This window comes from Microbacterium gorillae (assembly GCF_050990725.1).
GTDB classification, from domain to species: Bacteria; Actinomycetota; Actinomycetes; order Actinomycetales; family Microbacteriaceae; genus Microbacterium; species Microbacterium gorillae_A.
Genome location: NZ_CP158844.1, coordinates 3,715,119 through 3,739,135, shown reverse-complemented (window position 1 = coordinate 3,739,135; position 24,017 = coordinate 3,715,119). Strand labels below are relative to the sequence as shown.

General features: G+C 67.5%; 10 protein-coding genes and 1 pseudogene. 8 read left to right on the top strand and 3 right to left on the bottom strand.

What is annotated here, in order from left to right:
- Positions 1-180: 180 nt before the first annotated feature.
- A pseudogene (locus tag ABTV68_RS17375) lies at positions 181-465 on the bottom strand (glycosyltransferase); the annotation flags it as partial.
- 171 nt (positions 466-636) lie between these two features.
- Here ABTV68_RS17375 and ABTV68_RS17370 point away from each other — a divergent pair.
- The 4 genes from ABTV68_RS17370 to ABTV68_RS17355 all read left to right on the top strand — a co-directional run bounded on the left by ABTV68_RS17370 (position 637) and on the right by ABTV68_RS17355 (position 5,043).
- On the top strand, positions 637-1,065 hold the full coding sequence (locus tag ABTV68_RS17370) for a hypothetical protein (RefSeq protein WP_433677675.1): 429 nt from the start codon (positions 637-639) through the stop codon (positions 1,063-1,065).
- A gap of 381 nt (positions 1,066-1,446) precedes the next feature.
- The gene (locus ABTV68_RS17365) at positions 1,447-2,682 is read left to right on the top strand and encodes a glycosyltransferase (RefSeq protein ID WP_433674928.1); all 1,236 of its coding nucleotides are present in this window, start codon (positions 1,447-1,449) and stop codon (positions 2,680-2,682) included.
- A 211-nt stretch (positions 2,683-2,893) separates the two neighbouring features.
- Positions 2,894-3,979 carry a hypothetical protein gene (locus ABTV68_RS17360; protein WP_433674927.1) on the top strand — a complete coding sequence of 362 codons (1,086 nt, stop codon included), beginning with the start codon at positions 2,894-2,896 and terminating at the stop codon, positions 3,977-3,979.
- On the top strand, positions 3,976-5,043 hold the full coding sequence (locus ABTV68_RS17355; RefSeq protein WP_433674926.1) for a glycosyltransferase family protein: 1,068 nt from the start codon (positions 3,976-3,978) through the stop codon (positions 5,041-5,043). Before ABTV68_RS17360 ends, ABTV68_RS17355 begins: the two co-directional genes overlap by 4 nt.
- Positions 5,044-5,141: 98 nt before the next feature.
- Here the strand turns inward: ABTV68_RS17355 and ABTV68_RS17350 are convergent, their stop codons facing one another.
- Together ABTV68_RS17350 and ABTV68_RS17345 are read right to left on the bottom strand one after the other, a co-directional pair.
- Positions 5,142-6,107 carry a glycosyltransferase family 4 protein gene (locus tag ABTV68_RS17350; protein WP_433674925.1) on the bottom strand — a complete coding sequence of 322 codons (966 nt, stop codon included), beginning with the start codon at positions 6,105-6,107 and terminating at the stop codon, positions 5,142-5,144.
- Entirely contained in the window at positions 6,104-7,219 is a 1,116-nt protein-coding gene (locus tag ABTV68_RS17345) for a glycosyltransferase (RefSeq protein ID WP_433674924.1), read from the bottom strand. The genes ABTV68_RS17350 and ABTV68_RS17345 overlap by 4 nt, the downstream gene beginning before the upstream one ends.
- Before the next feature lie 688 nt (positions 7,220-7,907).
- On the opposite strand from ABTV68_RS17345, the gene ABTV68_RS17340 reads away from it, so the two are divergent.
- From ABTV68_RS17340 to ABTV68_RS17325, 4 genes are all read left to right on the top strand, one after another.
- Positions 7,908-9,584 carry a hypothetical protein gene (locus ABTV68_RS17340; RefSeq protein WP_433674923.1) on the top strand — a complete coding sequence of 559 codons (1,677 nt, stop codon included), beginning with the start codon at positions 7,908-7,910 and terminating at the stop codon, positions 9,582-9,584.
- A gap of 276 nt (positions 9,585-9,860) precedes the next feature.
- Complete coding sequence (locus ABTV68_RS17335; protein WP_433674922.1) at positions 9,861-11,723, top strand: DUF4012 domain-containing protein; 1,863 nt, start codon at positions 9,861-9,863, stop codon at positions 11,721-11,723.
- Between the two features lie 110 nt (positions 11,724-11,833).
- Positions 11,834-12,079, top strand: a complete 246-nt coding sequence (locus tag ABTV68_RS17330; RefSeq protein WP_433674921.1) for a hypothetical protein — start codon at positions 11,834-11,836, stop codon at positions 12,077-12,079.
- 204 nt (positions 12,080-12,283) lie between these two features.
- Positions 12,284-24,016 carry a hypothetical protein gene (locus ABTV68_RS17325; protein WP_433674920.1) on the top strand — a complete coding sequence of 3,911 codons (11,733 nt, stop codon included), beginning with the start codon at positions 12,284-12,286 and terminating at the stop codon, positions 24,014-24,016.
- Position 24,017: the final 1 nt, after the last annotated feature.

Genomic DNA, 24,017 nt, shown 5'->3' with positions numbered 1-24,017 from the left:
ACGGATGGAGTCGTAGTACCCGATGGCGCTCGTGACAGCCTCGCGACGGAACATCAGGGCTGGTTCGGCCAGGAACAGCTTCGCTCCTCGGCGACTAACCAGCGACAGGTTCTCTGTCATACGTGCAGCACTCACCACGTTGGCGAGGCGAAGCGGGTTGCGAGAGAGATCGTTCGCCTGGATCTCGAGTCTGCGAGGGTGTGCCCAGTCGTCGGAATCTTGCATCGTCACGAACTCACCCCTGGCGAGATCGATCGCTTCGTTCCGCCGGACGTAGGTCCCCGCATTTACGTCATTGCGGACGACTCGAATCCTGGAGTCAAGAGCTGCGACTTCTGCGAGCACAGCGTCGACGTCGTTCGGAGACGCGTCGTCTGTGACGATGAGTTCCCAGTTCTGGTAGGTCTGGTCGATGATCGACCGAACGGCGGTGAAGATCTCGACGCCAGGGTTCCAGCACGTCATGATGATCGTCACGAGTGGGCCAGATCCCGAGGTGGACTCAGGCGTCGAGCTCAACTGATGGAACGGCGGCACGTTTGTGTCGCCAGACAGAGACACCTCTTCGATCGCGAGCTGCCGATACGGTTCGTTAAGAGCTCGCAACATCGAGTCGTATGTTCCGCCGAACCTCGGGTGGCGAAGCTCCACCGTGAAGGCGTGTCGCAGCCAGCTTGCTTCGGTAACTCGTGGAAGCAGAGCACGTGCTTCCTCGACAAGGTCAGCCTGAAGGAGCCGTTCCACCAGGAGCGGGATTGTCTGCTTGCGGATGCTCTCGCCCGCGATAACTCGCGCAGCCATGGCACGCAGCAACCTGAATTCCACGTCTGGAGCAAGGTTTCGTTCGTGGATGAGCGTGCAGATGCTCCACAGTCCGTCAACCGGGACCTTCGTGAGTACCTCGTCAGGGGAGGTCACGGCGCTCTCGTCCTCCAAGACCGCAGCGCGAAAGGACGGCCAATCGTGGCTCTTGTTGGTCTTGCGCCCGACGAGGGCGTTCAGAGCCCAGAGCGATCGCGCGCGTGCACCAAAGGGGATCAGATCATCATCCTTGAAGGCGTTTGAGCGCAAGACGGAGTAGCGCTCAAAGCGATCAGGATCGTTCGCGACGAGAGTGAGCGTCGCCCGTCCGTACTCGACATCAGTCGCGTTGGGAACCTCGGCGAAGCGTGGAGACGTGAGCGCATCACCCGAGCCCACACTCTCGCCTTCCACCAGACGAATGAGAAGGTCGTCGGTATGCCAGATCCGGGATGCGGGCTTCGGAGAGGGCTGGTTCACAGAATGAGCTTACCCGACAGGAATCAGCCGGATCACGGGGGGATTCCTCTCGCGAAACATGGTGTCGCGGTGGGTCAGCGTCGATGCGCCTCCAGGCGTCAGCGATGCACCGCGCGTTCATGAAACAATCAAGGATGCCCGCATTCCCGACCTCCCCCCGCAGCCGTGGCCAGTTCTGAGTCCGACGCCGGCGCCTCGGACGCGCTCGTCGAACGACTCGAACAGGAACTCGATCTGGCACGCGCCCAACGCGACGCGGCGCGTCGGGCAACGCGTGACCTCGAGGGTTCCGCGGCGTACCGGCTGGGCAGCAGACTCGCATGGCTTCCTCGCAAGGTGAAGGGCGCGCGGCGGCGGTTGACGTCAGGAGGAAGAAAAGGGGCGCGACCCGATGGCGGTCCGCTGGTCTCCGGCGATACACAGCCGACCCCGTTCCGTGCGCCGGAGGGAACCACTCCGCCGGCCCGTATTGCGGACCCGGACGTCACCGTGGTCATCCCGGTGTACAACTCAGAGGCCTGGCTGGACGACTGCATCTCCAGCGTGCTCGCTCAGACCGGGGTCTCGCTCGAGGTCATCTGCGTCAACGACGGATCCACCGATGATTCGCGCGCCGTGCTGCAGCGTTTTGCGGATCAGGACGCTCGAGTCCGCATCATCGACCAGCCCAACCAGGGCCAGTCGGTCGGACGCAACGCCGGCCTGGACGCCGCGGCGGGACGCTATCTCATCTATCTCGACAGCGATGACTTCTGGCCGGATGACACTCTCGCCGGTCTCGTTCGTCGCGCCGACGAACAGAACCTCGACGTGTTGATGTTCGACTGCTACGCGTTCCTCGACGGAACAGTGGCGGCGGCTACCTGGAAGCGGTACTCAACCTACTACCAGCGCTCGCATGCCTACAGTGAGGTCCGTCCCGGACCTCAGATGATCGCGGACATGCGACGCAATCGCGACTACCGCCCGCACGTCGGAATGTACATCGCGCGGACCGCCTTCGTACGAGAGAGTGCCTCGCGCTTCATTCCGGGCATCATTCACCAAGACAACCCGTACACGTTCGCCCTCCTGCTGAACGCGGAACGAGTCGCTCACACGGACGCTGACATCTACGCACGGCGCATCCGGCCCGGCTCCACGATCACCACACTGCATGACGCACGGTCGGTGATCGGCTATTTCCTCAGCTACGTGGCGATGGTCCGTGAGATCCAGGATCGTGAGTTCCCGCCCGAGGTCACCGACATGATCGCGGAGGTCGTCTACGGCGTCTTCGACGGTGCGTCCAAGAAAGTCGCCTCGCTGACGCCGTCCGAGCTGGCCGAGGTGAAGGCCCTCGACGGGCGCCCGGATGCGCAGCTCGCGTTCTTCGCGTTGAAGAAGTTCCGCGCCCGCTGACCTCGAGACCGCCCGATGCAATCCGACGTCGCTGTTGCCGGAGTCTCTGTGACGCTGCGTGGGCTGCGGCTGGACTCGGCGTTGCCTGCAGGCGACACTTGAACCGTGTGGCCCTTCACAACCCACGCAGATGACCCCCTTGCCTGGGCTCCGGCCCGGTGAGGGGGTCGTCGTATCTCCCCGCGCAAATCACGTGCAATAGCCTGAAGACGTGAGCCCTTCCCGTCGTCGTCCCACCCGCACGTTCGTGTCCCTCACGGGGCCGGCGGGGAACATCGGTGACGCGCTGATCCGCCGGGAGACCCTGAGCTGGGCACGGGGGACCTCCGACGAACTGGTCGCGTACGTGGGCGAAGCACCCGACGTGTGGCTGCATCAGCTGGGCGTTCCCGCAGGAACCATCGTCTTGCGGACCAAGCGCAGCGTCCCGCGGTGGCTGTGGCTCCTGACAACGGCTCCAGGACGACCAGTGCTGGTGCTGGAGGCGGGAGAGGTGCCGTTGGATCGCGGCAACGGGCTGCGCGAGCTCGTCTTCCTCGCCGAGACGCTGATCGTTCGGCTCAAACGGGGCGTCGTGGTGCGGCCGCCGCGGGGCATCCGCGCTCCCTCGAACCCGGCGCTCTGGCTGCATGCGCTCGCGGCCCGGCTGTCGCAGGTGGCCCTGTGGCGGGACGAGAAAAGTGCCGCGCTCGCGGGCAGTAAGCAGGTGGTTCCCGATATCGGCTTCGCGGCCGGGGTTCGCCCCGGATCTCCCTGGGCCGCACGCGACGAGCTCATCATCAGCCTGCGCGGTGCGCGGCCGATGCCGTCGCCGGCCTGGATTGACGCGGTCCGTTCGTTCGCCGACGCGCAGGGCCTGCGCATCCGTACGGTCGTCCAGGTGCGGGAAGACGAAGAGCGCTCGCGGGAGCTGGCGGACGCACTCGGCGGCGAGTTCGACGCCTGGGGGGACATCGACGCGGTGACGCAGGAGTGCGTGCTGCGCGACCGATATGACAATGCGCGCATCGTGATCAGCGATCGGATGCACGTCCTCGTCCTCGCAGCGCTGAGCGGCGCGGTGCCGATCGAGCTGGTGCCCTCGCCCACGGGGAAGATCACGGCGGCGTTCGCGGTGATCGGGCTGCACGGCGTCAGCCATGACTCCTCTCACGTGGACGCCGCTGAACTGACGCACGTACTGAATGAGCAGCTGGGGCGACGGGACGAGGTCGTCGCTGCCGTCGCCGGTGCGGCGGACAGAGTCGCGCACGTCGAGTCACGCATGCGGGAAGCCGTTCGGCGGGCGCGGCGATGAGCGCGCCGCGCATCCTGCTGTTGTCCCACAGCCACGCGTTCGGTCCGTTTCGCGTAGGGAGCCACCACTATGCACGTACGCTCGCGGAATCCGGGGCCGACGTGGTGCACCTGTCGACTCCGGTGTCAGCGGCGCATCGGGTGACGGGGCGCATCGACAGGGCCACGCTCGCGACGCTGCCACGCGGGCCGGTGCGCGATGCGGCGGGCGTGACGCACCTGGTCCCTCGAACCCTCGTGCCTGTGCCGTACGGACGGTTCCGTGTTGACCGAGCACTGCGGCGGCACGGGATCGCGGAGCGGTTCGATGCGGTACTGATCGACCAGCCGCTGCTCTGGCATGACTCGGTGCGCTCGCTGACGGAGCGACTCGTGTACCGCCCGACGGACATGTACCCCGACGGCGTCAAACACGGGTTGCAGGAGCGCATCATCGCCGCGGCGGACGGGGTTCTCGCAACGTCGTCTGCCGTGCTGGATGCGCTGGGCGACCTCCGCGTACCGACCCTGGTGATCGAGAACGGAGTGGACGCGGATCGGTTCGCCGCCCCGCAGGGGAACGGGGTGCGCGAGGCGCTATGCGTGTACGTCGGCGCGCTCGACGGCCGATTCGACTGGGAGCAGCTGGGCGCGTGGGGACGAGGACACCCAGACGTGCGTTTCGTCGTCGCGGGGCCCGGAGCGGCACCGGCGGTGCTTCCGTCGAATGTCGAGATGCTCGGTGCCATCGCGTATGACCAGCTGCCGGCGTTGTTGCACCGGGCCCGCGTGGGGTTGCTGCCGCTCTCGGACGATCCCCTCAATGAGGGACGCAGCCCGATGAAGCTCTACGAATACCTCGCGGCCGGAACCGCCGTGGTGACCCGGGAGACTCCGGTGCTTCATGCCGATGCGGAGTCCGGGGTGTACACGTATCGGGACACCGGTGACGCAGACGCGGCACTGCGGAGTGCGCTGGCGCATCCGTCGCCGAATGCCGCTGGCGTGCGACGGGCCGCGTATGAGGGATGGGGCGCGAAGACGGCGCAGCTCCAGCGGTTCGCGTTGGGGCTCGCGCCGCGGTGAGGCAATCGGTCGGGGCGTGCCAGCCCTGACTCATCGGGCCGCTTCGTCTCGCGGCGTTGAGGGTCCAGACGAGGCCGGCTTCTCAGCCCCGTGGGAACTCAGGCCAGAGCCTGCCGAAGCTCATCCGAGATGACAGCGGCGGTGCGGTCCCAGTCATAGCCGGTGGGCGGCTGAACACGGCGGCGGGCATCGACCGCGGCGGACAGAGCGGCGGCCCACGCGGATGCATCGTGTGCCTCGGGCACGGCCCAGCCCCGATCACCCACGATCTCGGCCACCGACTCGCATCCGGGCCAGAAAATGACGGGAACGCCGCAGGAGACCGACTCGAGAGCAGGAAGTCCGAAGCCCTCGTCGGTCGACGGCTGCACGGTCGCGACGGCGCCCCGGTACAGCTCGGCGAGCCGGTCATCGCTCACCCCGTGCAGGAGATCCACACGCGATGCGACGCCTGCGGCCTCCGCCCACACCGTGGCGGTTTCGATCTCGGACTCCGGGAGAACCGCGCGAAGCGTCAGGTCAGGTACGAGCGCGAGAGCGCGCACGACGACCTCGAGGTTCTTGTGGCGGCGGGTGTTGCCGACATACATGACGTACGGCTCGGTGTCCTGATGCACGGGGCCGTCGGAACGGAACGCCGCGGAGCACCCGTTGCCCGCGTTGACGACACGCACGTTGTCGTCGCGCAGCCACGCTCGGATATCGCGAGCGGACGTCTCCGACACTGTGAGCACCACGCCCGCGCGACGGATTGCGTGACGCACCGGGCCCGCGTAGTAGGCGGCGAACTTCGCCCGCCCGGGCCACGGCGATCGCAGCTGAATCAGGTCGTGCACCGTCAGAATCTGGCGGGGTGCGCGCACGAGCGCGCCGTAGCCGGGGGAGTACACCACATCGCGTTCGCCCACACCGGGCAGTCCCCGAAAAGCGTCGGTCGGGGAGTACGGCGTACCGGTCAGGCCCAGAGGTCGCCATTCGGGCTCGAGTCGCGCGAGCACCTCGCGGGCGTAGCGACCGATGCCGTGTGCGCCGCGATAGCGGTCGTCGACGTAGAGGGTGCTCATGCCGCCCCGACGGCACGTGAACCGGTCGTGCTCGCCACCCATTCCGCGATGCGCTCGGAGAACACGGCGGTATCGAACTCGTACGCGCGTGCCGCGCAGGCGGCGGGATCCGCGGCAGCCGCACGCTCGACGGCTGTGCGCAGTTCGTCACCGGTCCAGTCGTGCACCAGCGCTCCCGTCACGCCGTCCACGACGGTCTCCGCGGTGCCGCCGATGGCACTTGCCACCACCGGGGTTCCGGTTGCCATCGCCTCCACCGGCATGATGCCGAAGTCCTCGATGGCGGGGAAGACGAGGGCCAGCGCGCGGCGATACAGCTCGGCGAGCATCGCGGTCGACGGGTTGTGAACGAATTTCACCCGCGCGCGATGAGCCTTGGCGTGCGCGCGAAGACGGTCCTCATCGGGGCCTCCGCCGGCGAGTACGACGGGGAGATCGGCGGCGATCCCGGCGTCGATCACCCGATCGAGACGCTTGTACGGGACGAATCGGGAGACCCCGAGCAGGAAGGGAGTGGGAAGGGCGTCGATGCGTGCCATCTCATCCTCCGAGGCCTGCGGGGAAGATGCGAACGCGGCGACGTCCACGGGAGGGTGGATCACCGTCGCCTCTCGCTCCCAGGTGTGTGCGATGCGATCGGCGATGAACGCGCTGTTGGCGGCGATCGCAACCGGCTCGGCGGCGCGGCGACGATCCTGCGGCTTCAGGATGCTCGACACGAGTCGAGCGGCAGCGCCGGATCCGCGCCCGTCGAGCTCCGGCGTCCAGACGTAGCGCGCGGGGGTGTGGGCGTAGACGAGTTTCGGGGCTTCGCGCGCAGGCCCGGCGAACCGCGCCTGGTGCGCGAACACGTGACTGCTGCACAGAATCCAGTCGGCCTCGCGCGCCGGCAGGCGACGCCAGGCGAACGGCATGAAGGGGAGTGCGGCGGCCTTGCTGCGACGCAGGGGCGTGCGCGCAAGCATCGTCTCCTCGACATCGGCGAACCGTCCGTCGCTGTCGTTCCACAGGCAGAAGCGTTCGGCCGACGGGAAGACGTCGGAAAGCACCTCGAAGACGTTCTCCGAACCGCCGTGGCGGGCGAGCCACTCGTGTACCAGAATGCCCGACACCTGGCACCTCCCCCGCGTGTTCCGACCCCTGCAACGCTATCAGGGGCCGCGGACGATGATCTGGACGGCCGGGACTGACAACTGCTGTACCGAAACAGTGTGTCGACGTTCACCGAAACAGCCGTGCACAGCAGATTCACAGCATGGTATATATGAAACGATTCTAATGATTCGCGTGCTCAGAGGGTGGTAACGCACGGTAAAGCGCGCCGAAGATCTGGGGGCAGCTATGGCCGGCTTCACTCGTCTTGCTCGAACAGCGGGTGGGGGCATCATCGCCTCGGTGCTCGTAGCGTCCCTGGCGCTGCTCCCCGTTTCTGCAGCCCACGCTGCTCCCGCACCGTCACCGACGCCTTCCGCGTCGAGCAGTCCATCGCTCGCCCCGAACGTGACGCCTCGGCCCGAGTCTCCCGCTGCACCTGCCGTCACTCCCTCGGTGTCCCCGGCTCCGTCGTCGGCACCGTCTCCTGCTGTCTCCGTGTCCGCGGGCCCGGCGACCGGCCCCACCGGCGCCCCGACCGCAACAAGCTCGCCCGCTCCGAGCGCGTCCGAGCTGCCAGCGCCACGAGACAGCGCGACTCCGTCCCCGGCGGCACCATCCAGCGCACCCGCTCCGTCGCCCTCTGCCTCTTCGTCCACCGAGGCCTCGCCGCAGGCGCGGTTGTCGACGCGGGCGCTCATCGCCTCGGTGTATGAAACAGAACCCAACGGCACCACCGCTCAGGCGGACCCGTTGGCCCTGGGCACCACGATCGGCGGATCCACATCCGGTACGGCTAGTTCTGATAGTGATTTCTTCCGGTTCACGGCTCCGAAGGACGGGCAGCTATCGCTCGGTTTCTCGTTCCCGAGCAACCTGGGGACGGGGGCTGCGTATCTGCTCTCTGTGCTTGATGCTTCGGGGAACGATCTGTATGTCTTCACCCTGAAGGGCGGCGACTATTCGGGTGCGTGGGCGTCGAAGTATGCGATGTTCCTCGCGGCTGGTGACTATTTCATCCGTGTGAAGGGGTACAGCTACGACGCGTCGTGGGGTGCGCCGTATTCGTTGAAGGTCGGTGTGACGCCGGGAGTGGTGGAGACCGAGGGGAACAACACTTCTTCGCGGGCGGATGCCCTCGTGCTTGGAACGGCGGTGAAGGGTTCCGCACTGGGGACGGCTAGTTCTGATAGTGATTTCTTCCGGTTCACGGCTCCGAAGGACGGGCAGCTATCGCTCGGTTTCTCGTTCCCGAGCAACCTGGGGACGGGGGCTGCGTATCTGCTCTCTGTGCTTGATGCTTCGGGGAACGATCTGTATGTCTTCACCCTGAAGGGCGGCGACTATTCGGGTGCGTGGGCGTCGAAGTATGCGATGTTCCTCGCGGCTGGTGACTATTTCATCCGTGTGAAGGGGTACAGCTACGACGCGTCGTGGGGTGCGCCGTATTCGTTGAAGGTCGGTGTGACGCCGGGAGTGGTGGAGACCGAGCGGAACAACACGTCCGCACAGGCGGACACCGTCGCGTTCGGGAAGCCGGTCAAGGGTTCGACGTTCGGTGCGAGCAGTTCCGATTCCGACTACTTCCGCATCACCGCGCCGAGGACAGCGAAATACGCGATCTCTCTGGGGGTGGCCTCGGGGCTGGGAACCGGGTCGGCATACGACGTGGTCTTGACCGACGTGAACGGTTCGCGACTGGGCAGCTGGAACATCACGGGCAACGGCGCCGGCATGCCCAGCACGGTGAACCTCACCGCGGGCACGTTCTACCTGCAGGTGCGGGGCTACAGCTACCAGCCATCGTGGGGTGCGCAATACACCCTGCGTGTCGACCAACTCCTCACCGCGACGCCGACGCCGACGGTGAGCGGGTCAGTGAAGGTCGGGAGCACGCTGACGGCGGTGCCGGGCACGTGGAAGCCGTCGCCCGTGACGCTGAAGTATCAGTGGAAGCGCGATGGGGTCGCGATCTCGGGTGCCACGGCGCAGACCTATCGGTTGACCGCGGCCGACGCGGGTCACAAGATCACCGTGACAGTGACGGGCTCCAAGAGCGGATACAAGAGCGTGTCGAAGACGTCGGCCGCTACCGCGACCGTACCCAAGCTGAAGCTCTCGGCAACACCGACGCCGACGGTGAGCGGCACGGCGAAGGCGGGAAGCACGTTGACGGCCACGCCGGGGACGTGGAAGCCGTCACCGGTCACGCTCAAGTACCAGTGGAGGCGGGACGGAGTCGCGATCTCCGGCGCCACGGCGCAGACATATCGGCTGACCACGGCTGACAAGGGCCACAAGATCACCGTGACGGTGACAGGTTCCAAGACCGGGTACACGAGCGTGTCGAAGACCTCCGCATCGGTGGCCATCGCGGCACGATGACAGTCGTCGCCCGCGTCTTCGAGGGCGCAACCGAGGACCGCGGCACGGCGATGAGCGAGCATGCGGCGAAGCGGTCATCGATTCGCCGCGTGCTCCTCTGCAGCGGACGCGACGGTTCGGTAGCTGCTGCTCCTCAGACTCGAACGTTATGATCTCCGACGACCTAAGGAGATCGTCATCGACCCCCACGCGCCCCGCAGCCGCCGCGAAGCACGCGAGCTGAGTCAGTCCGGAGAACCCACCGAGAAGCTGGGTGCCGTCGTCGACGACACCACCGTGGCGACGCGACCGGTGTCGTCCGGTGGCTCCGGCAGCGAGCGTCCGCCGGCGAAGCGGCGGCGCCGGCGCTGGTGGCCCTGGGTGGTGTTCCCCCTGCTGATCGTGCTGATCGCGGGAGCGGTGTTCGCGGCGATGTTCGTGAAGGAAGCCATCAAGGTCCGCGACCTCCTGGAGCAGACCAAGGAGAAGGTCACCGCGGTGATGCCGCTGGTGCAGTCGGGGGACATCGCGCAGATCCAGCCGATCGCCGAAGAGGTACTCGCGCTCACGAAGGAAGCCGACGGCATCGTCCAGGGAGAGCTCTGGGACTTCGCCGCCAAGGTGCCCGTGGTCGGTGCAAACGTCGCCGCGGTCAGCGAGACCACCCAGGCCACGCACATCCTCGTACGCGACGCCCTGCCCACGGGTCTCAACCTGATCGCGGCGCTCGACCTCAAGAACCTGACGCTGCAGGGCGGCGGCTTCAACCTGCAGCCGTTCCGCGACGCTCAGCCGCAGATCCCGGCACTCGCGGCGACGTTCGCGGAGGCGAAATCGCACGTCGACAAGATCGACCAGGACGCCATCCTCCCGTTCGTGAAGGACAACATCGGCCAGCTCGTCGACATCATCGACGAGGCGTCGCCGGCGTTTGATCTGGCTGAGCAGTACCTGCCCACGATGCTCGCGATGCTCGGTGCAGACGGCCCGCGCGACTACATCCTGCTGTTCCAGAACAACGCGGAGATCCGCTCCACCGGTGGCAACCCCTCGAATGCCGCGGTGCTGCACGTCGACAACGGCAAGATCGAAATGCGCGAGGACTGGGAGACTGAAGCCTTCATCGCGCGCGGACTGGCAGGCACCGGCTTCGCTCCGATCGAGCCCGCCGAGAAGGCCCAGCTCTTCGAGAACGACACCTGGAACAACAGCCAGAACTTCAGTCGCTACCCCGACTTCCGCGACACGGCGAACGTGGTGTCGCAACTGTGGACGGATGTCAGCGACACTCCGATCCAGGGCATCATCAGCCTCGACCCCGTGGCGTTGTCCTACATGCTCCGCGTGACCGGACCGGTCACGGTGGACGGCGAGGACGAGCAGATCACTGCCGACAACGCGGTCAAGCTTTTGCTCAGCGACACCTACGAGCGCTTCGGTGCGGACGGCCTCGCCGCCAGCTGGTACTTCGGCAAGGCCGCATCCGCCGTCTTCGACAAGGTCTCCGCCGGCGGGTGGGATCCCCTCGCCATGCTGGACCAGCTGAAGGCGGCCGCGGCGGAGCAGCGCATCTACCTCTGGTTCCCGGACGAGGCCTCCCAGGCGATGTCGCACGAGCTGGATCTCGACGGCGAAATCACCAGCGACAACTCGCAGACCGTGCAGACGGGCATCTACCTCAACGACACGTCGTACTCGAAGCTCGAGTACTGGCTGGGCACCACGATGGCCGTCAGCTGCAACGCCGACGCCCGCACCGTCACCACAAGCGTCTCGATGACCAACACCATCCCCGACTCGATCGGCAGCACGTACACGCTGGGTCGCCGCAACACCCAGTGGGGCTACGCCAACAACACGATCACGCTGGACGTGATCGGCATGGCGATCCCCGGCGGCGAGCTGGTCGGCACCGATCCCGGCGAAGGCGACATCAGCTATGAAGACCGCTCCGGGGTCTACAACGGACGCCAGACGCAGAGCCTGACGGCAGCCATCGGCCAGGGGGAGACGCGCACGTTCTCGTTCACCTCGTCGGTGCCGGCAGACGCCACCACTCCGCTGAGCGTGCGGTGGACGCCGACCACCTCGAAGACCCCGGTCACCATCGAGGAGAGCTGCATGTCGATGTTCCCCGGAACCACGGTTCCGGCGGGCTGACTGTGAACTGACTAAGTCCCACGGTTTCGGCTCTGTTGCTCGACACCGTAGACGTAGCAGAATGAACGCGGCTCACATGGGCCGGGAAACCAATCCGAAGGGGAGCACCCATGGGTATCGATGACGTGGTGAACAAGGGCAAGGAAGCCTTCAGCGAAGGCGTTGACAAGGCCAAGGAGCTCTACGAGCAGAACAAGGACAAGGTCGACGAGGCCCTCCACTCGGAGCAGGCCGAGGGCATCAGTGACTCGGTCCTGGACGGTGTCGCGAACCTCGCCAAGAAGGTCGCTCCGGGTTCCGCCGACAAGATCGATGAGATCCGCGACAACGTGGACAAGCAGGTCGGCAACGAGTAATCCACTCGACTCCGACGAACGCCCGGCCCCTCAGGGGCCGGGCGTTCGGCTTTTGTGAGCCGTCCTCGCGAACCTGGGAAGCACCTGGGTAGGGGCCGGGCGTGTCGGGCTAGGTTGGGATGAGGCCACCCGAGGCCGATGCGCTTTACCCCCAAGCCAGAGTCCCGATTCCGACTCGAGGACTCCTCCCCCGGAGATATACCCGTGTCTTTTGTGCGCTCGCATCACGCTGCCCCGACAACCCTGCGATCCTGGTTCGCGCGACTGGTGATCGTGGTGGTCGCCACACTCGTGGCGGGACTCGCCGTCGCCCCCGCCGCCCTCGCGACGGTACCCGTGACGGTTCCCGCTGGGTCGACACCGACCACCCTGGGGCTCACCGTGGAGAGCGACCAGCTGCTCGCTGGTGAGACAGCCAATGTGAAGGTCACCGCGACCAACTCCGCAGGCCCCGATCAGTACAACGCCACCGTCGTGGCGGTGCTGCCTCCCGGCGTGAGCTTCGTGGGACCAGCGGTGGACGGACAGGGCAAGCAACTGCCCGCGCCCACGTCGACCCCGTGGTGCGCGGTCGCAAACGACCCCGCCTCGTGCGGTGTGGTGCTGACGTGGCCGAACATCTCCGATCTGGTCACCGGGTCGAGCCTCACCGTCTCGTTCGATGTCTCCGCCAACGACGCGCAGCACCCGGTCGGGTCCGAGTTCAACGTCGGCGTCGGGGTGTACGCCAACGCCAATGAGCGCACCGTTCCCGCGGTGCAGGTTCCCGCCGTGGGTGCGCCGACGGTGACCGGTGCCACCAGCAGCGGCGTCAAGGACCAGCCGATCATGGTGGTTCCGCTGAAGCTCACCAAGACCACCACGAACACGCCGGAGAGCGAAGCGCTGCGTGGCCAGCCGATCGACTACGAGCTCACCGTGCGCAACGCCGCCGCCAACGCGGGAACCGAGAACGTGGTCGTCGTCGACAAGCTTCCGGGCGTCATGACGCTTGACAGCTGCGACCCCCAGTACCCGTGCACCACCGCGATCATCGAGGAGAACGGTCAGGTCTTCACGCAGATCACGTGGAATCTCGGCACTCTCGACGCCGGCGACGAGCTGGTGCTGAAGTACGTCGCACACGTCGACCTCAACCACGTCGCCGCGGACGGCAGCCTCACGGGAAGCGCCACGCGTCCGGTCGGAACGGAGCCGGTTGACGGCTACTGGAGCGAGAACACCGCGCATGCCACCGGTCGCTACCTGGGCAACGTCAAGGACGAGGCCTCGCGCACGGTGGACGTGCAGGACAGCCACAGCGTGCAGGTGCTGGATCTCAGCATCCTCAAGGGCGGCGACAGCGGCGTGTTCCAGGAGGGCGCGGTTCGGGCGTACACCCTGACCGTGCGCACGAGCGAGTACGTCAGCGCCGGCGGCATCACGGTGACCGACACCCTCCCTGACGGTCTCTGCCCCGTCATCCCCACGGGTGGCCCCGCGGTGAGCCTGCCGGCGTCCTGCGACAACGACGCCGCACCATACACGCTGCCCGCAGGTGTCACCCTGACGTCCGTCACCACCAACGCGGACGGTCTCTTCGTGCTGACCTTCGCCGTGTCCGACATGGCGGCGTCGTCGGAGACCACCTTCAGCTACCGCGTGGTGCAGCGCACCGATTACGGCAGCAACGCGCGCAACACGCTTCCCACGGTCGCCGGTGACTCCTTCACCAACAACGTGCGGGTGGACGGCACCACGACGCCCATCGCTGAGAACACGGTGGACCAGGGCCCGATCGATTCGACCAACACGTCGTCGCACACGCTCGAGACGGAGCAGGTCACGGTCGTCAAGGAAGCGTGGACCAACCCGAACCGCGCCCCGATCGGCGGCGCGAGCGACTGCAACCTGAGCGACGCCGCCAACTGGTCGTCCACGGGCGGCCCGGTCGCCCGCTTCGGCGACCTCATCTGCTTCCGCATCTCGATCGACTTCCCCGCGGGAGTCGACACCCGCAACGCGCGCCTGACCGACTTCATCCCGCCGCGCACCACCGCCGTCGAAGTGGTTCCCGCTGCCGCGAACAACGTGGCCGTGCCCGGCGTCACGAACACCACCTGGCAGCAGGGCGACAGCCTCAGCTGGCTGCTGGGCACCCCGAGCGGCGGCGCCTCCTACGTGAAGCCGGGTGCCCACCTCGAACTCCTCGTGGTCGCGAAGATCACGGAGACGAACCTCACCACCAAGCCGGACGTGCTCGGCAACCTCGCGAAGCTGCGCTACCAGAACACCGACGGCGAGGTGTTCTCCGCGCGCGCATCCGCCGACTTCTCCATCGCCCCCGTCGTGCCGCTGAGTCTCGACAAGAACGTGACCCCGGTCACGGGCAACGCCGACGCCACGCAAGGCAAGGCGTTCCGCTACACGATCGACGTGAAGAACGAAGGCACGGCGGCCAACGCCACCGACCAGCCGGTCAGCAAGATCACCGTGCGCGACGCGCTGCCGCCGGGGGTCACCATCGACAACGTGACCGCCGTGACCCCGGGGGCCTACGTCTCCGAGGTGGCACCCGCGGGCTCCCCGTTCGCCGGCCAGACGATCATCACGTGGGTCATCCCCGGACCCCTCGCTCCCGGCGCGACCACACGCATCTCCTACGACATGACCATGCCCGCCACGGTGGGCCAGGGAACCAGCCACACGAACACCGCCGGTGTGACGTCGTACTTCGTGGACAGCACGGACAGTGACACGACGCAGGAGCAGATGTTCCCGCAGGGCAACCCGTTCGCGGGCTCCGGCTACACCCCCAACGCTCCGGCGGCCAACGACAGCGCCACGATCACCACGCCGAAGGCGACGATCATCAAGGAGCGCGTGGCCACGGGCCTCACCGAGACCGGCAACAACGCCCAGTCCCAGGCCACCAACGGCGAGTGGGTGCAGTACAAGTACACCGTCACCGTCCCCGCGCAGACGACGATCTTCGGCGGTTCCACCGCGGACATCCTCGGTGCGGGTCTGCGCCAGGACGAGACGCGTCCGGTCAGCGCCACCGGGCCGGAGAACACGGTCCTGGCCGTGCAGCCGAACTCCACTTGCACCGGTGCCGTCGTCGACGTCACCCTGTGCGCGAACGGTGCGCTGAAGTTCCCCGCCACGTGGCGGAACACCTCCAACGCCCCGGCCACCTTCGTTGTCACGTACTTCGCCATCGTGCGGAGCACGGCCACCGGCACCCAGAACAACACGGCAACCCTCTCCGCCGCTCCGGCCGAGGGCGGAACCGCCGTCGAGATCGGTCGGTCAGCCGCCAGCATCAGCGTGGTCCGCCCGACGCCGAAGATCGAGAAGACGCTGAAGAGCCCCGCGGACGGTGCCGTGTCACCGGGGGAGACCGCCACGTACACGCTGAAGGCCTCGAACACCACGGGCTCGGTGCTCTACGACTGGAGCGTCGTGGACTGCATCCCCGTCGAGCTCGGCACTCCGATGGGCTTCACCACCACGGGATCCGGCACCTTCGTCGCCGAGGGGACCTGTGCCGCCGGCACCACGGCCTACACCTGGAAGGGCGAGGGCCGGCTCGCGGCAGGCGCGTCGGTGAGCGCCGAGTACACGCTGAAGATCCCGAACACGGCCGCCGCAGGTTCGTCCTACGTCAACACCGCCACGATCAGCGGCTACACGCACCCGACCAACACCGCCGATCGCGCGAAGCGTGACGCCGGGCCGGTGCAGGCCGTCGTGCGCGTGGATCCCGCATCGCTCACCAAGAGCACCACCCAGAAGAACGTGGTCGCCGGCGAGACCGTCGCCTGGACCTTGACCGCCACGATTCCCGCCAACGCCTGGCTGTATGACGCGATCCTCACCGACACCGCGGCGAGCGGTCTCGGCGGCGCTGCCGGTGTGACGTGGGACGCGGACAGCCTCTCGTGCACCTCGCAGGCCACCGGTGCATCGCTTCCGTGCGGCTTCACGCTGGGCAACACCTCCACCAGCGGCGCGGCGAGCATCGTCGAACTGCGTGGCATCGACCCGTCGGGTCACGTCGCGCCGTCCAGCCAGGTTCGCGTCGTCACGGTGACCGTGCGCACGACGATCCCGAAGAACGCGACCCTCGCCGACGGCACGAGCCTCGCCAACAACGCCACGATCGCGTGGAACCTGACGCCGAAGACCGTCTCCGGTCCGAACCGCGACACCAGTGCACCCGCCTCGGCGACCACCACCTTCCGCGCGCCGGCCGTCGCCGTCGCTAAGTCGGTGAGCACGGCCACCCCGCAGCCGGGTGAGGTGTTCACGTACACTGTGACCGCGACCTCGACGGGTTCCGTCCCGGCTTACGACGTCGTGCTTCAGGACACACTGCCTGCGGGCGTCGTGCTCGTGAACGCGGATGGGAGCCCGATCACGGGCGGCACCACGGCGAGCCCGAATGCGGGCGAGCAGGCTGGTCAGGTCAGTGGGTCGACGATCACGTGGAACATCGCGACGATCGCCCCGCAGACCAGCACGACCCGCACCTTCTATGTGAAGCTGGCGCCGTCCACCGACATCACCACCGCGGCGATCCGCAACGCGGTGTCGGCTCCGTCGTGGAAGTCGCTGCCGGGCACGGACGGCTACACCTACACGTCGACCGCCACGAAGACGGTCGACGTCACCCCGCGCACCCCGAAGGTGAACGCCACCAAGGCTGTCATCGACCCGGTTCCCACGATGGGCGCGGACTCCGTCGCGCTGCTGAACCAGCCGGTCACGTTCCGCGTGACCCTCACGAACGCCGGAACGGGCGACGCCCTCACCGCGGGAGCGCGGGATCTCCTGCCCTCCGGCTGGGTGTACGTCGCGGGCTCCACCCAGGGTGCGAGCGAGCCGTCCGTGACTCCGACGGCGCTCACCTGGAACAGCGTCACGCTGCCCGGCGGCCGCCTCGCCCCGGGACAGCAGGTGTCGTTCACCTATCAGGCGAAGCCGGTCCGTGACGTGTTGACGAACAACGCGGACAACCTCGGACTCGGTGTGCGTCACGTCAACACGGTGAGCCCGATCGCCGTGACGGACAACGGCGGGTACGACCGCATCGGCTCCAACGCCAACTCCTACCTCGGTTCGGACGGCAGTGCCGGTGTTCGCGTCCCGAAGTCGGATCTGTCGGTGACGAAGGATGTCGCCGACGTGCCGAACAACTTCGTCGCAGGCGGCACCGGAACCTGGACCGTCACCGTCACGAACAACGGGCCGGACGCAGTGAGCGGCATTCTGCTGGAGGACACGCTGGACGACGTGCCCGGTGTCGCGCTGCGCAGCCTTCCGGACGCTGCGGCGCAGGGGTGGAACTGCACGCTGAACGGCAATACGTACTCGTGCACCCGCACCGACGGCGCCGCGCTCGCCAGTGGCGCGAGTTGGAAGCTGACGGTCGTCGCCGATATCGCCGCGGATGTGGCGAACGGCACCGACGTGCGCAACACCGCCACGGTGTCGACGCCCGCTGCTCCCGGATCGGACGTCTACCCGTACGACCCGAACCCGGATAACAACACCGATTCGGCGACCGGCACCGTCAGCACGCAGGCGGACCTCGCCATCGTGAAGTCGGGCCAGGGCTCCGCGACGGCCGGTCAGCTGACCACGTGGACCATCACGGTCACCAACCAGGGACCGTCGGTGTCTCGGGGCTCTGCGGACAAGCCGATCGTCGTGACCGACGTCCTTCCCGCGGGCCTGTCCGGGGCGAGCGTCGCGGTGACCAGCGGCAGCGGCGTCGACTGCTCTCTCACCGCGTCGGACCTGACGTGTGAGATCCAGCGTGACCTGGCTCCGACCGAGTCCATCACGATCACGCTGCAGACGCGCGTGGCCGCGTCGGTCGTCTCAGGTACCACGATCACCAACTCGGCGACCGTGACTCCCGAGATCACGACAGACCCCGACACCGACAACAACTCGGGATCGGCGCCTGTCGTCATCGGCACGGCGGACAAGCTGAGCATCAGCAAGAAGATCGTCGACCCGGCCGCAGAGAACGGCGTCGTGACCGTCACCCCCGGCGAAACGATGACCTACGAGGTCACCGTGCAGGCGCAGGGTCCGTCCGACTCGCGCAACGTGGTGGTGACCGACGTGCTGCCGGAGGGCACCACCTTCGCCCGCCTCGGCGATGGCATGGATGACTGGACCGCGTCTGCGAGCGGCCGCAACGTGACCTTCACGTACGGCGATCTCGCCGCGGGCGAGTCCGCGACGTTGGTCTACGTCGTGGACATCGATCCGGCCACCACGGGAACCATCACCGACCCGGAGGCGCTGGCGAAGATCGTCAACGCGGCGCAGGCCCGTTCCGACGGCGACCGCACGAACGTCGTCGAGGCGCCCGCCGGCGTGCAGGCGAAGATCGACATGTCGGTCTCCTGGACCGACGTGCCGGCGAAGGTCGTCCCCGGTGGTGACCCGTTCCCGGCGACGCTGAACATCGCGAACGCCGGTCCGTCCACCTCGCACGACGGTGTCACCGTGATCACGCTGCCTGCGGGCACGACGCTCGCGGGCGGGGTTCAGGACGGCGATGTGGTGGACGGCTGGACCGTCAGCACCGTCGACGGCAAGCAGACGCTCACGCGTCCGACGCCCTACGCGCCGGGGGAGTCGCACGACTTCACCCTGACGCTGCAGGTGGCCCCGAACGTCAACGGCACCATCGAGCTCGGCGCCGAGGTCTCCACCTCGAACGACACGAAGCTCGACAACAACGTGTCGTTCGCTCCGATCGAGCTCACGCCGAAGGCAGCACTGTCCGTCGTGAAGACGCCGGACGCCACCACGGTGGTGTCGGGGACCGATGTGACGTGGACGATCGTCGTGACGAACGACGGCCCGTCGACGGCCTACGACACGCAGCTCGTCGATCAGATGCCGCAGGGCCTGACGATCACGGACGTCACGCTCGGTGACGCTCCGGCCGGCAGCCGCGTCGTCGGCTTCGACGCCGACAGCATGACCGTCTCGTTCGCCGATCTCCCGCTGAACGCCACCGCCACCGTGCGCGTGACCACTCACGTCGGCACTGGGGTCGTGGATGCCACCAGCATCACGAACACCGCGGTCGCCACCACGGGCTCGTCTGTGGACGAGACCACCGGTGAGCGCGTGCCCTACCCGGGCAGCGGGACCATCGTGACTGACGCGGTCAGCGGCCTGGAGATCCACAAGAAGGCCATCACACCGACCATCGACGCCGGCGATTACGCGACGTGGGAGATCGTGGTGGAGAACCACGGTCCGTCGGATGCCGCACTGCCGCTCACGATCACGGATGCGATTCCCGCCGGCATGGACTTCGTTCGCGCCGATTCCGGATCGGGTCCCATCACCTGGGACTGCCAGGTGACGGACGGCACGCTCACGTGCGTGCTCGTGGGGGTCGATGGCGAGCAGGTGACGCTGCCCGCGAACACCAGCGCCCCCTTCCTCACCGTGGTGACGTCGACGGCCCCGAGCCTGGATGCCCAGACCATCACCAACACCGCCGTGGTCACCTCGCCGAGCGACGCGGGTGACGAGGACTCCGCCGACGTGACGGTGATCACGCGCGCTGATCTGCGGATCAGCAAGACGCACGATGTCGATGCCCCCGTGGTCGCCGGGACGCCGTTCGCCTGGACGCTGACGGTGAGCAACGAGGGCGTCAGCGAGTCGCGTGCCGACGCCGAGACGCCGATCACGGTGACGGATGTGCTGCCTGCAGGTGTCACGCTGGCCGATGGCGCCGTGGGCTGCGCGGCCACGGGCGAGCAGGACGGTCGTCAGATCGTCACGTGCCTGATCACCTCGACTCTGGCTCCGGGCGACTCCGTGTCGTTCGAGGTGCCGGTGCTGCTGGCCGCCGATCTGGCGGGCGACGTGGTGAACACCGCGTCGGTCACTCCCGGGATCACTCCGCTGCCGGATGAGGAGCCGCGCGAGAGCACGGATACGGTCACGGTTGCTGCGCTGGCCGACCTGTCGGTCGTGAAGACGGCGAACGCTGAGTCCGCGACCGCGGGCGAGGAGTTCTCGTGGACGATCCAGGTGACGAACCACGGTCCATCGGCGTCGCATGCGGATGCCGAGCACCCGATCACGATCACGGATCTGCTTCCCGCCGGTGTCTCGTTCGTCTCCGCGACGGGTGATGGTTGGACCTGTGATGTGAACCTCGTGGGTCTGCTGGTGTGCCAGCTGACGGCGGATCTGCCGGTGGGTGCTGCGGCGCCGATCACGGTGACGGGCCTCGTCGCCAGTGACGTGACGGCCGATGTCGTGAACACAGCCGTGGTCGCTCCGGGTCTCACCCCGCAGCCGGCGGAGAACACCCAGCCCGACTCGTCGACGGCCACCACGCCCACCGTGGCGGTGGCGGATGTGTCGATCGTGAAGACCGTGCTCGAGTCGTTCACCGCAGGCACCGAGGGTGCGTATCGCTTCGTCGTGAACAACGCTGGTCCGTCGGATGCGGTAAACGCGGTGATCACGGATGAGCTGCCCGCGGGGCTGACGTTCGTCGGCTCCGACTCCTCCTGCACGGCGGAAGGCCAGCTGGTCACCTGCGTGCTCGGCACGGTCGTGGCCAGTGCGGAGGTCGTGGTCGACATCATGGTGACCGCCTCCGCCGATGCAGCGGGCGATGTCGAGAACACGGCGACGGTGGGTTCGGAGACCACGGATCCCGATCTGTCGAACAACACCTCGACCGTGACCGGCACGGTCGCGGAGGTCGCGGATCTGCGGATCGTGAAGACACACGCCGCGGAGCTGTCGGCCGTTGCCGGCACGGCGTTCGCCTGGACGCTGACCGTCACCAACAACGGTCCGAGCGACTCGCGTGCGACCGAGGAGCACCCGATCACGGTGACCGACGTGCTGCCTGCGGGGGTCACGCTCGCTGAGGGTGCCGTCGGCTGTGCGGTCACGGGTGAGCAGGATGGGCGTCAGATCGTGACGTGCCTGATCACGTCGACGATGGTTCCGGGCGACTCGGTGTCGTTCGAGGTACCGGTACTGCTGGCGGCGGATCTGGAGGGCGACGTGGTGAACACCGCGTCGGTCACGCCGGGGATCACCCCGTTGCCGGATGAGGAACCGCGCGAGAGCACGGACATCGTCACGGTGTCTGCGCAGGCGGACCTGTCGGTCGTGAAGACCGCGAACGCCGAGTCCGCGACCGCGGGTGAGGAGTTCTCGTGGACCATCGCGGTGACCAACCACGGTCCGTCGGTGTCCCATGCGGATGCTGAGCACCCGATCCCGATCACCGATCTGCTTCCCGCCGGCGTCTCGTTCGTCTCCGCGTCGGGTGACGGGTGGAGCTGTGATGTGGATCTCCTCGGTCTGCTGGCCTGTGACCTGTCCACCGATCTGCCGGTCGGGGCTGCTGCTCCGATCACGGTGACGGGTCTGGTCACGAGCGACGTGACGGCTGATGTCGTGAACACGGCCGTGGTTGCGCCGGGCCTCACCCCGCAGCCGGCGGAGAACACGCAGCCCGACTCGTCCACGGTCACGACGCCGGTGCAGGCGATCGCCGACCTGTCGATCGTGAAGACCGTGCGTGAGTCGTTCACCGCGGGTGTCGAGGGGACGTACCGATTTGTCGTCCGAAACGCTGGTCCCTCCGACGCGGTGAACGCGGTCATCACCGACGAGCTGCCCGAGGGTCTGACCTTCGTCGGCTCGGATGCTGACTGTTCGGTCGACGGTCAGGTCGTGACGTGCGTGCTGGGCACGGTCGCCGCGGGTGCGGAGGTCGTGGTGGACATCACCGTCAGCGCCTCCGCGGCCGTGACCGGCGACATCGTCAACACGGCGACCGTCGGTTCCGACACCACCGATCCTGACCCGTCGGACAACACCTCCACGGTGACGGGAACGGTCGCGGAGGTTGCGGACCTGCAGATCGTGAAGTCGCACGCTCCCGAGCTGCGCGCTGTCGCGGGTCAGTCGTTCGCGTGGACGTTGACGGTGACCAACAACGGTCCGAGCGACTCGCGTGCCACCGAGGCTCATCCGATCGTGGTGACCGATGTGCTGCCTGCGGGCGTGACGCTTGCACCGGAAGCCGACTGCGCCGTCGCGGGCGAGCAGGACGGTCGTCAGATCGTCACGTGCCTCATCACGTCGACTCTCGCGTCGGGTGATGCCGTGTCGTTCACCGTTCCGGTGCAGCTGGCCGGCGATCTGGAGGGCGACATCGTCAACACCGCGTCGGTGGTTCCCGGAATCACGCCGCTGCCCGACGAGGAGCCGCGAGAGAGCACGGACACCGTGACCGTCTCCGCGGAGGCCGACCTGTCGATCGTGAAGACGGCGAATGCCGACTCCGCGACCGCCGGTGCGGACTTCTCGTGGACCGTTCAGGTCACCAACAACGGCCCCTCCGTGTCGCACGCCGACGCGGAGCACCCCATCACCGTGACCGATGCGCTGCCTGCCGGCGTGACGTTCGTCTCGGCGATCGGTGACGGCTGGACCTGCGAGGCGAGCGCTGAGGGCACCGTCGTGTGCCAGCTGGTAACCGATCTGCCGGTCGGTGCTGCCGCGCCGATCACGATTACGGGTCACGTGGCGTCGGGGGTTGTGGGCGAGCTCGTCAACACCGCCAGCGTCACGCCGGGCCGCACGCCGCAGCCCGAGGGCGACGAGGGACCGGACTCGTCCACGAGCGTCACTCCGGTGATCGCCGCTGCCGACGTCTCGATCGTGAAGACGGTGTCGCAGAGCTTCACCGCGGGCACGGAGGGGGCGTACCGGTTCACGGTGACGAACCTCGGTCCGTCCGACGCCATGGGCGTGGTCGTCACCGATGAGCTGCCCGCAGGCCTCACCTTCGTGAGCTCCGACGGCTCGTGCGATGCGGATGGTCAGGTTGTCACCTGCGCGCTCGGAACACTGGCGAGCGGTGCGGTGGCCGTGATTGAGATCACGGTGCAGGCATCCGCTTCGCTGAGTGGCGACGTCGTCAACACCGCCGTGGTGGGCTCCGACACCCCCGACTCCGACCCGTCGAACAACACGTCGACGGTCACCGGAACGGTGGGCGAGGTGGCGGACCTCTCGATCGTGAAGACGGCGACCGAGGCGATGATCGGCGAGAGCGTCACCTACACGCTGCAGGTGACCAACGCGGGACCGTCCGTCGCTCGCGGTGTGATCGTGACCGACGCCGTGCCGGCATCCCTCACGGGCGTCACGGCTGCAGGCGAGGGCTGGACCTGCGTGGTCGGCGACGGCGGCGTGGTCACGTGCCAGCTGCCTGAGCTCGCTGTCGGTGCCACCGCGACGGTGACGGTCTCGGCCACCGTGTCGGCTGCCGCGTATCCGTCGGTGGAGAACACCGCCACGGTGACGTCGGCCACGCCGGAGGATCCGAGCACGGTGGGGGACAACACCTCCACGGTGACGTCGCCGGTGCCCGCCCTCAGCACGCTGACGATCGAGAAGCGTCTCATCGGCCAGCTGGTGACCGGTCGCACGGCGACGTACGAGATCACGGTCGGCAACAGCGGTCCGACCGAGGATCCGGGTCCGGTCACGGTGATCGATGAGCTGCCCGCCGGGCTGACGTTCGCGTCGGTGTCGGTGGACGGCGCCTCGGACGCGTGCGGTGCCGAGGGCCGCACGATCACGTGCGCGCTTCCCGGCCTCGCGGTCGGTGAGGAGCGCGTGATCACCGTCACCGCGACGGTCGACAGTGGTGCTCGCGGCGAGCTGGTGAACACCGCGTCGGTGTCGTCCGGCTCGATGAGCAACGACGAAGCGCCCACCGCGTCCGCGCGCGGCACGGTGAAGGTCGAGGGCCTGTCGGTCACCGGTGTCTCCCTCGGCTACGCCGCGCCGATCGCCGTGATGCTGCTGGTCGCCGGTGGCGTGCTGCTCGTGCTGCGCCGCCGTGCGCAGTCGCGACGATGAG

What these genes read in the sequence shown, in the direction of transcription:
- ABTV68_RS17355 (WP_433674926.1), top strand. Translation starts at nt 3,976, where the DNA reads ATGAGCGCGCCGCGCATCCTGCTGTTGTCCCACAGCCACGCGTTCGGT.
- ABTV68_RS17350 (WP_433674925.1), bottom strand. Translation starts at nt 6,107, where the DNA reads ATGAGCACCCTCTACGTCGACGACCGCTATCGCGGCGCACACGGCATC.
- ABTV68_RS17330 (WP_433674921.1), top strand. Translation starts at nt 11,834, where the DNA reads ATGGGTATCGATGACGTGGTGAACAAGGGCAAGGAAGCCTTCAGCGAA.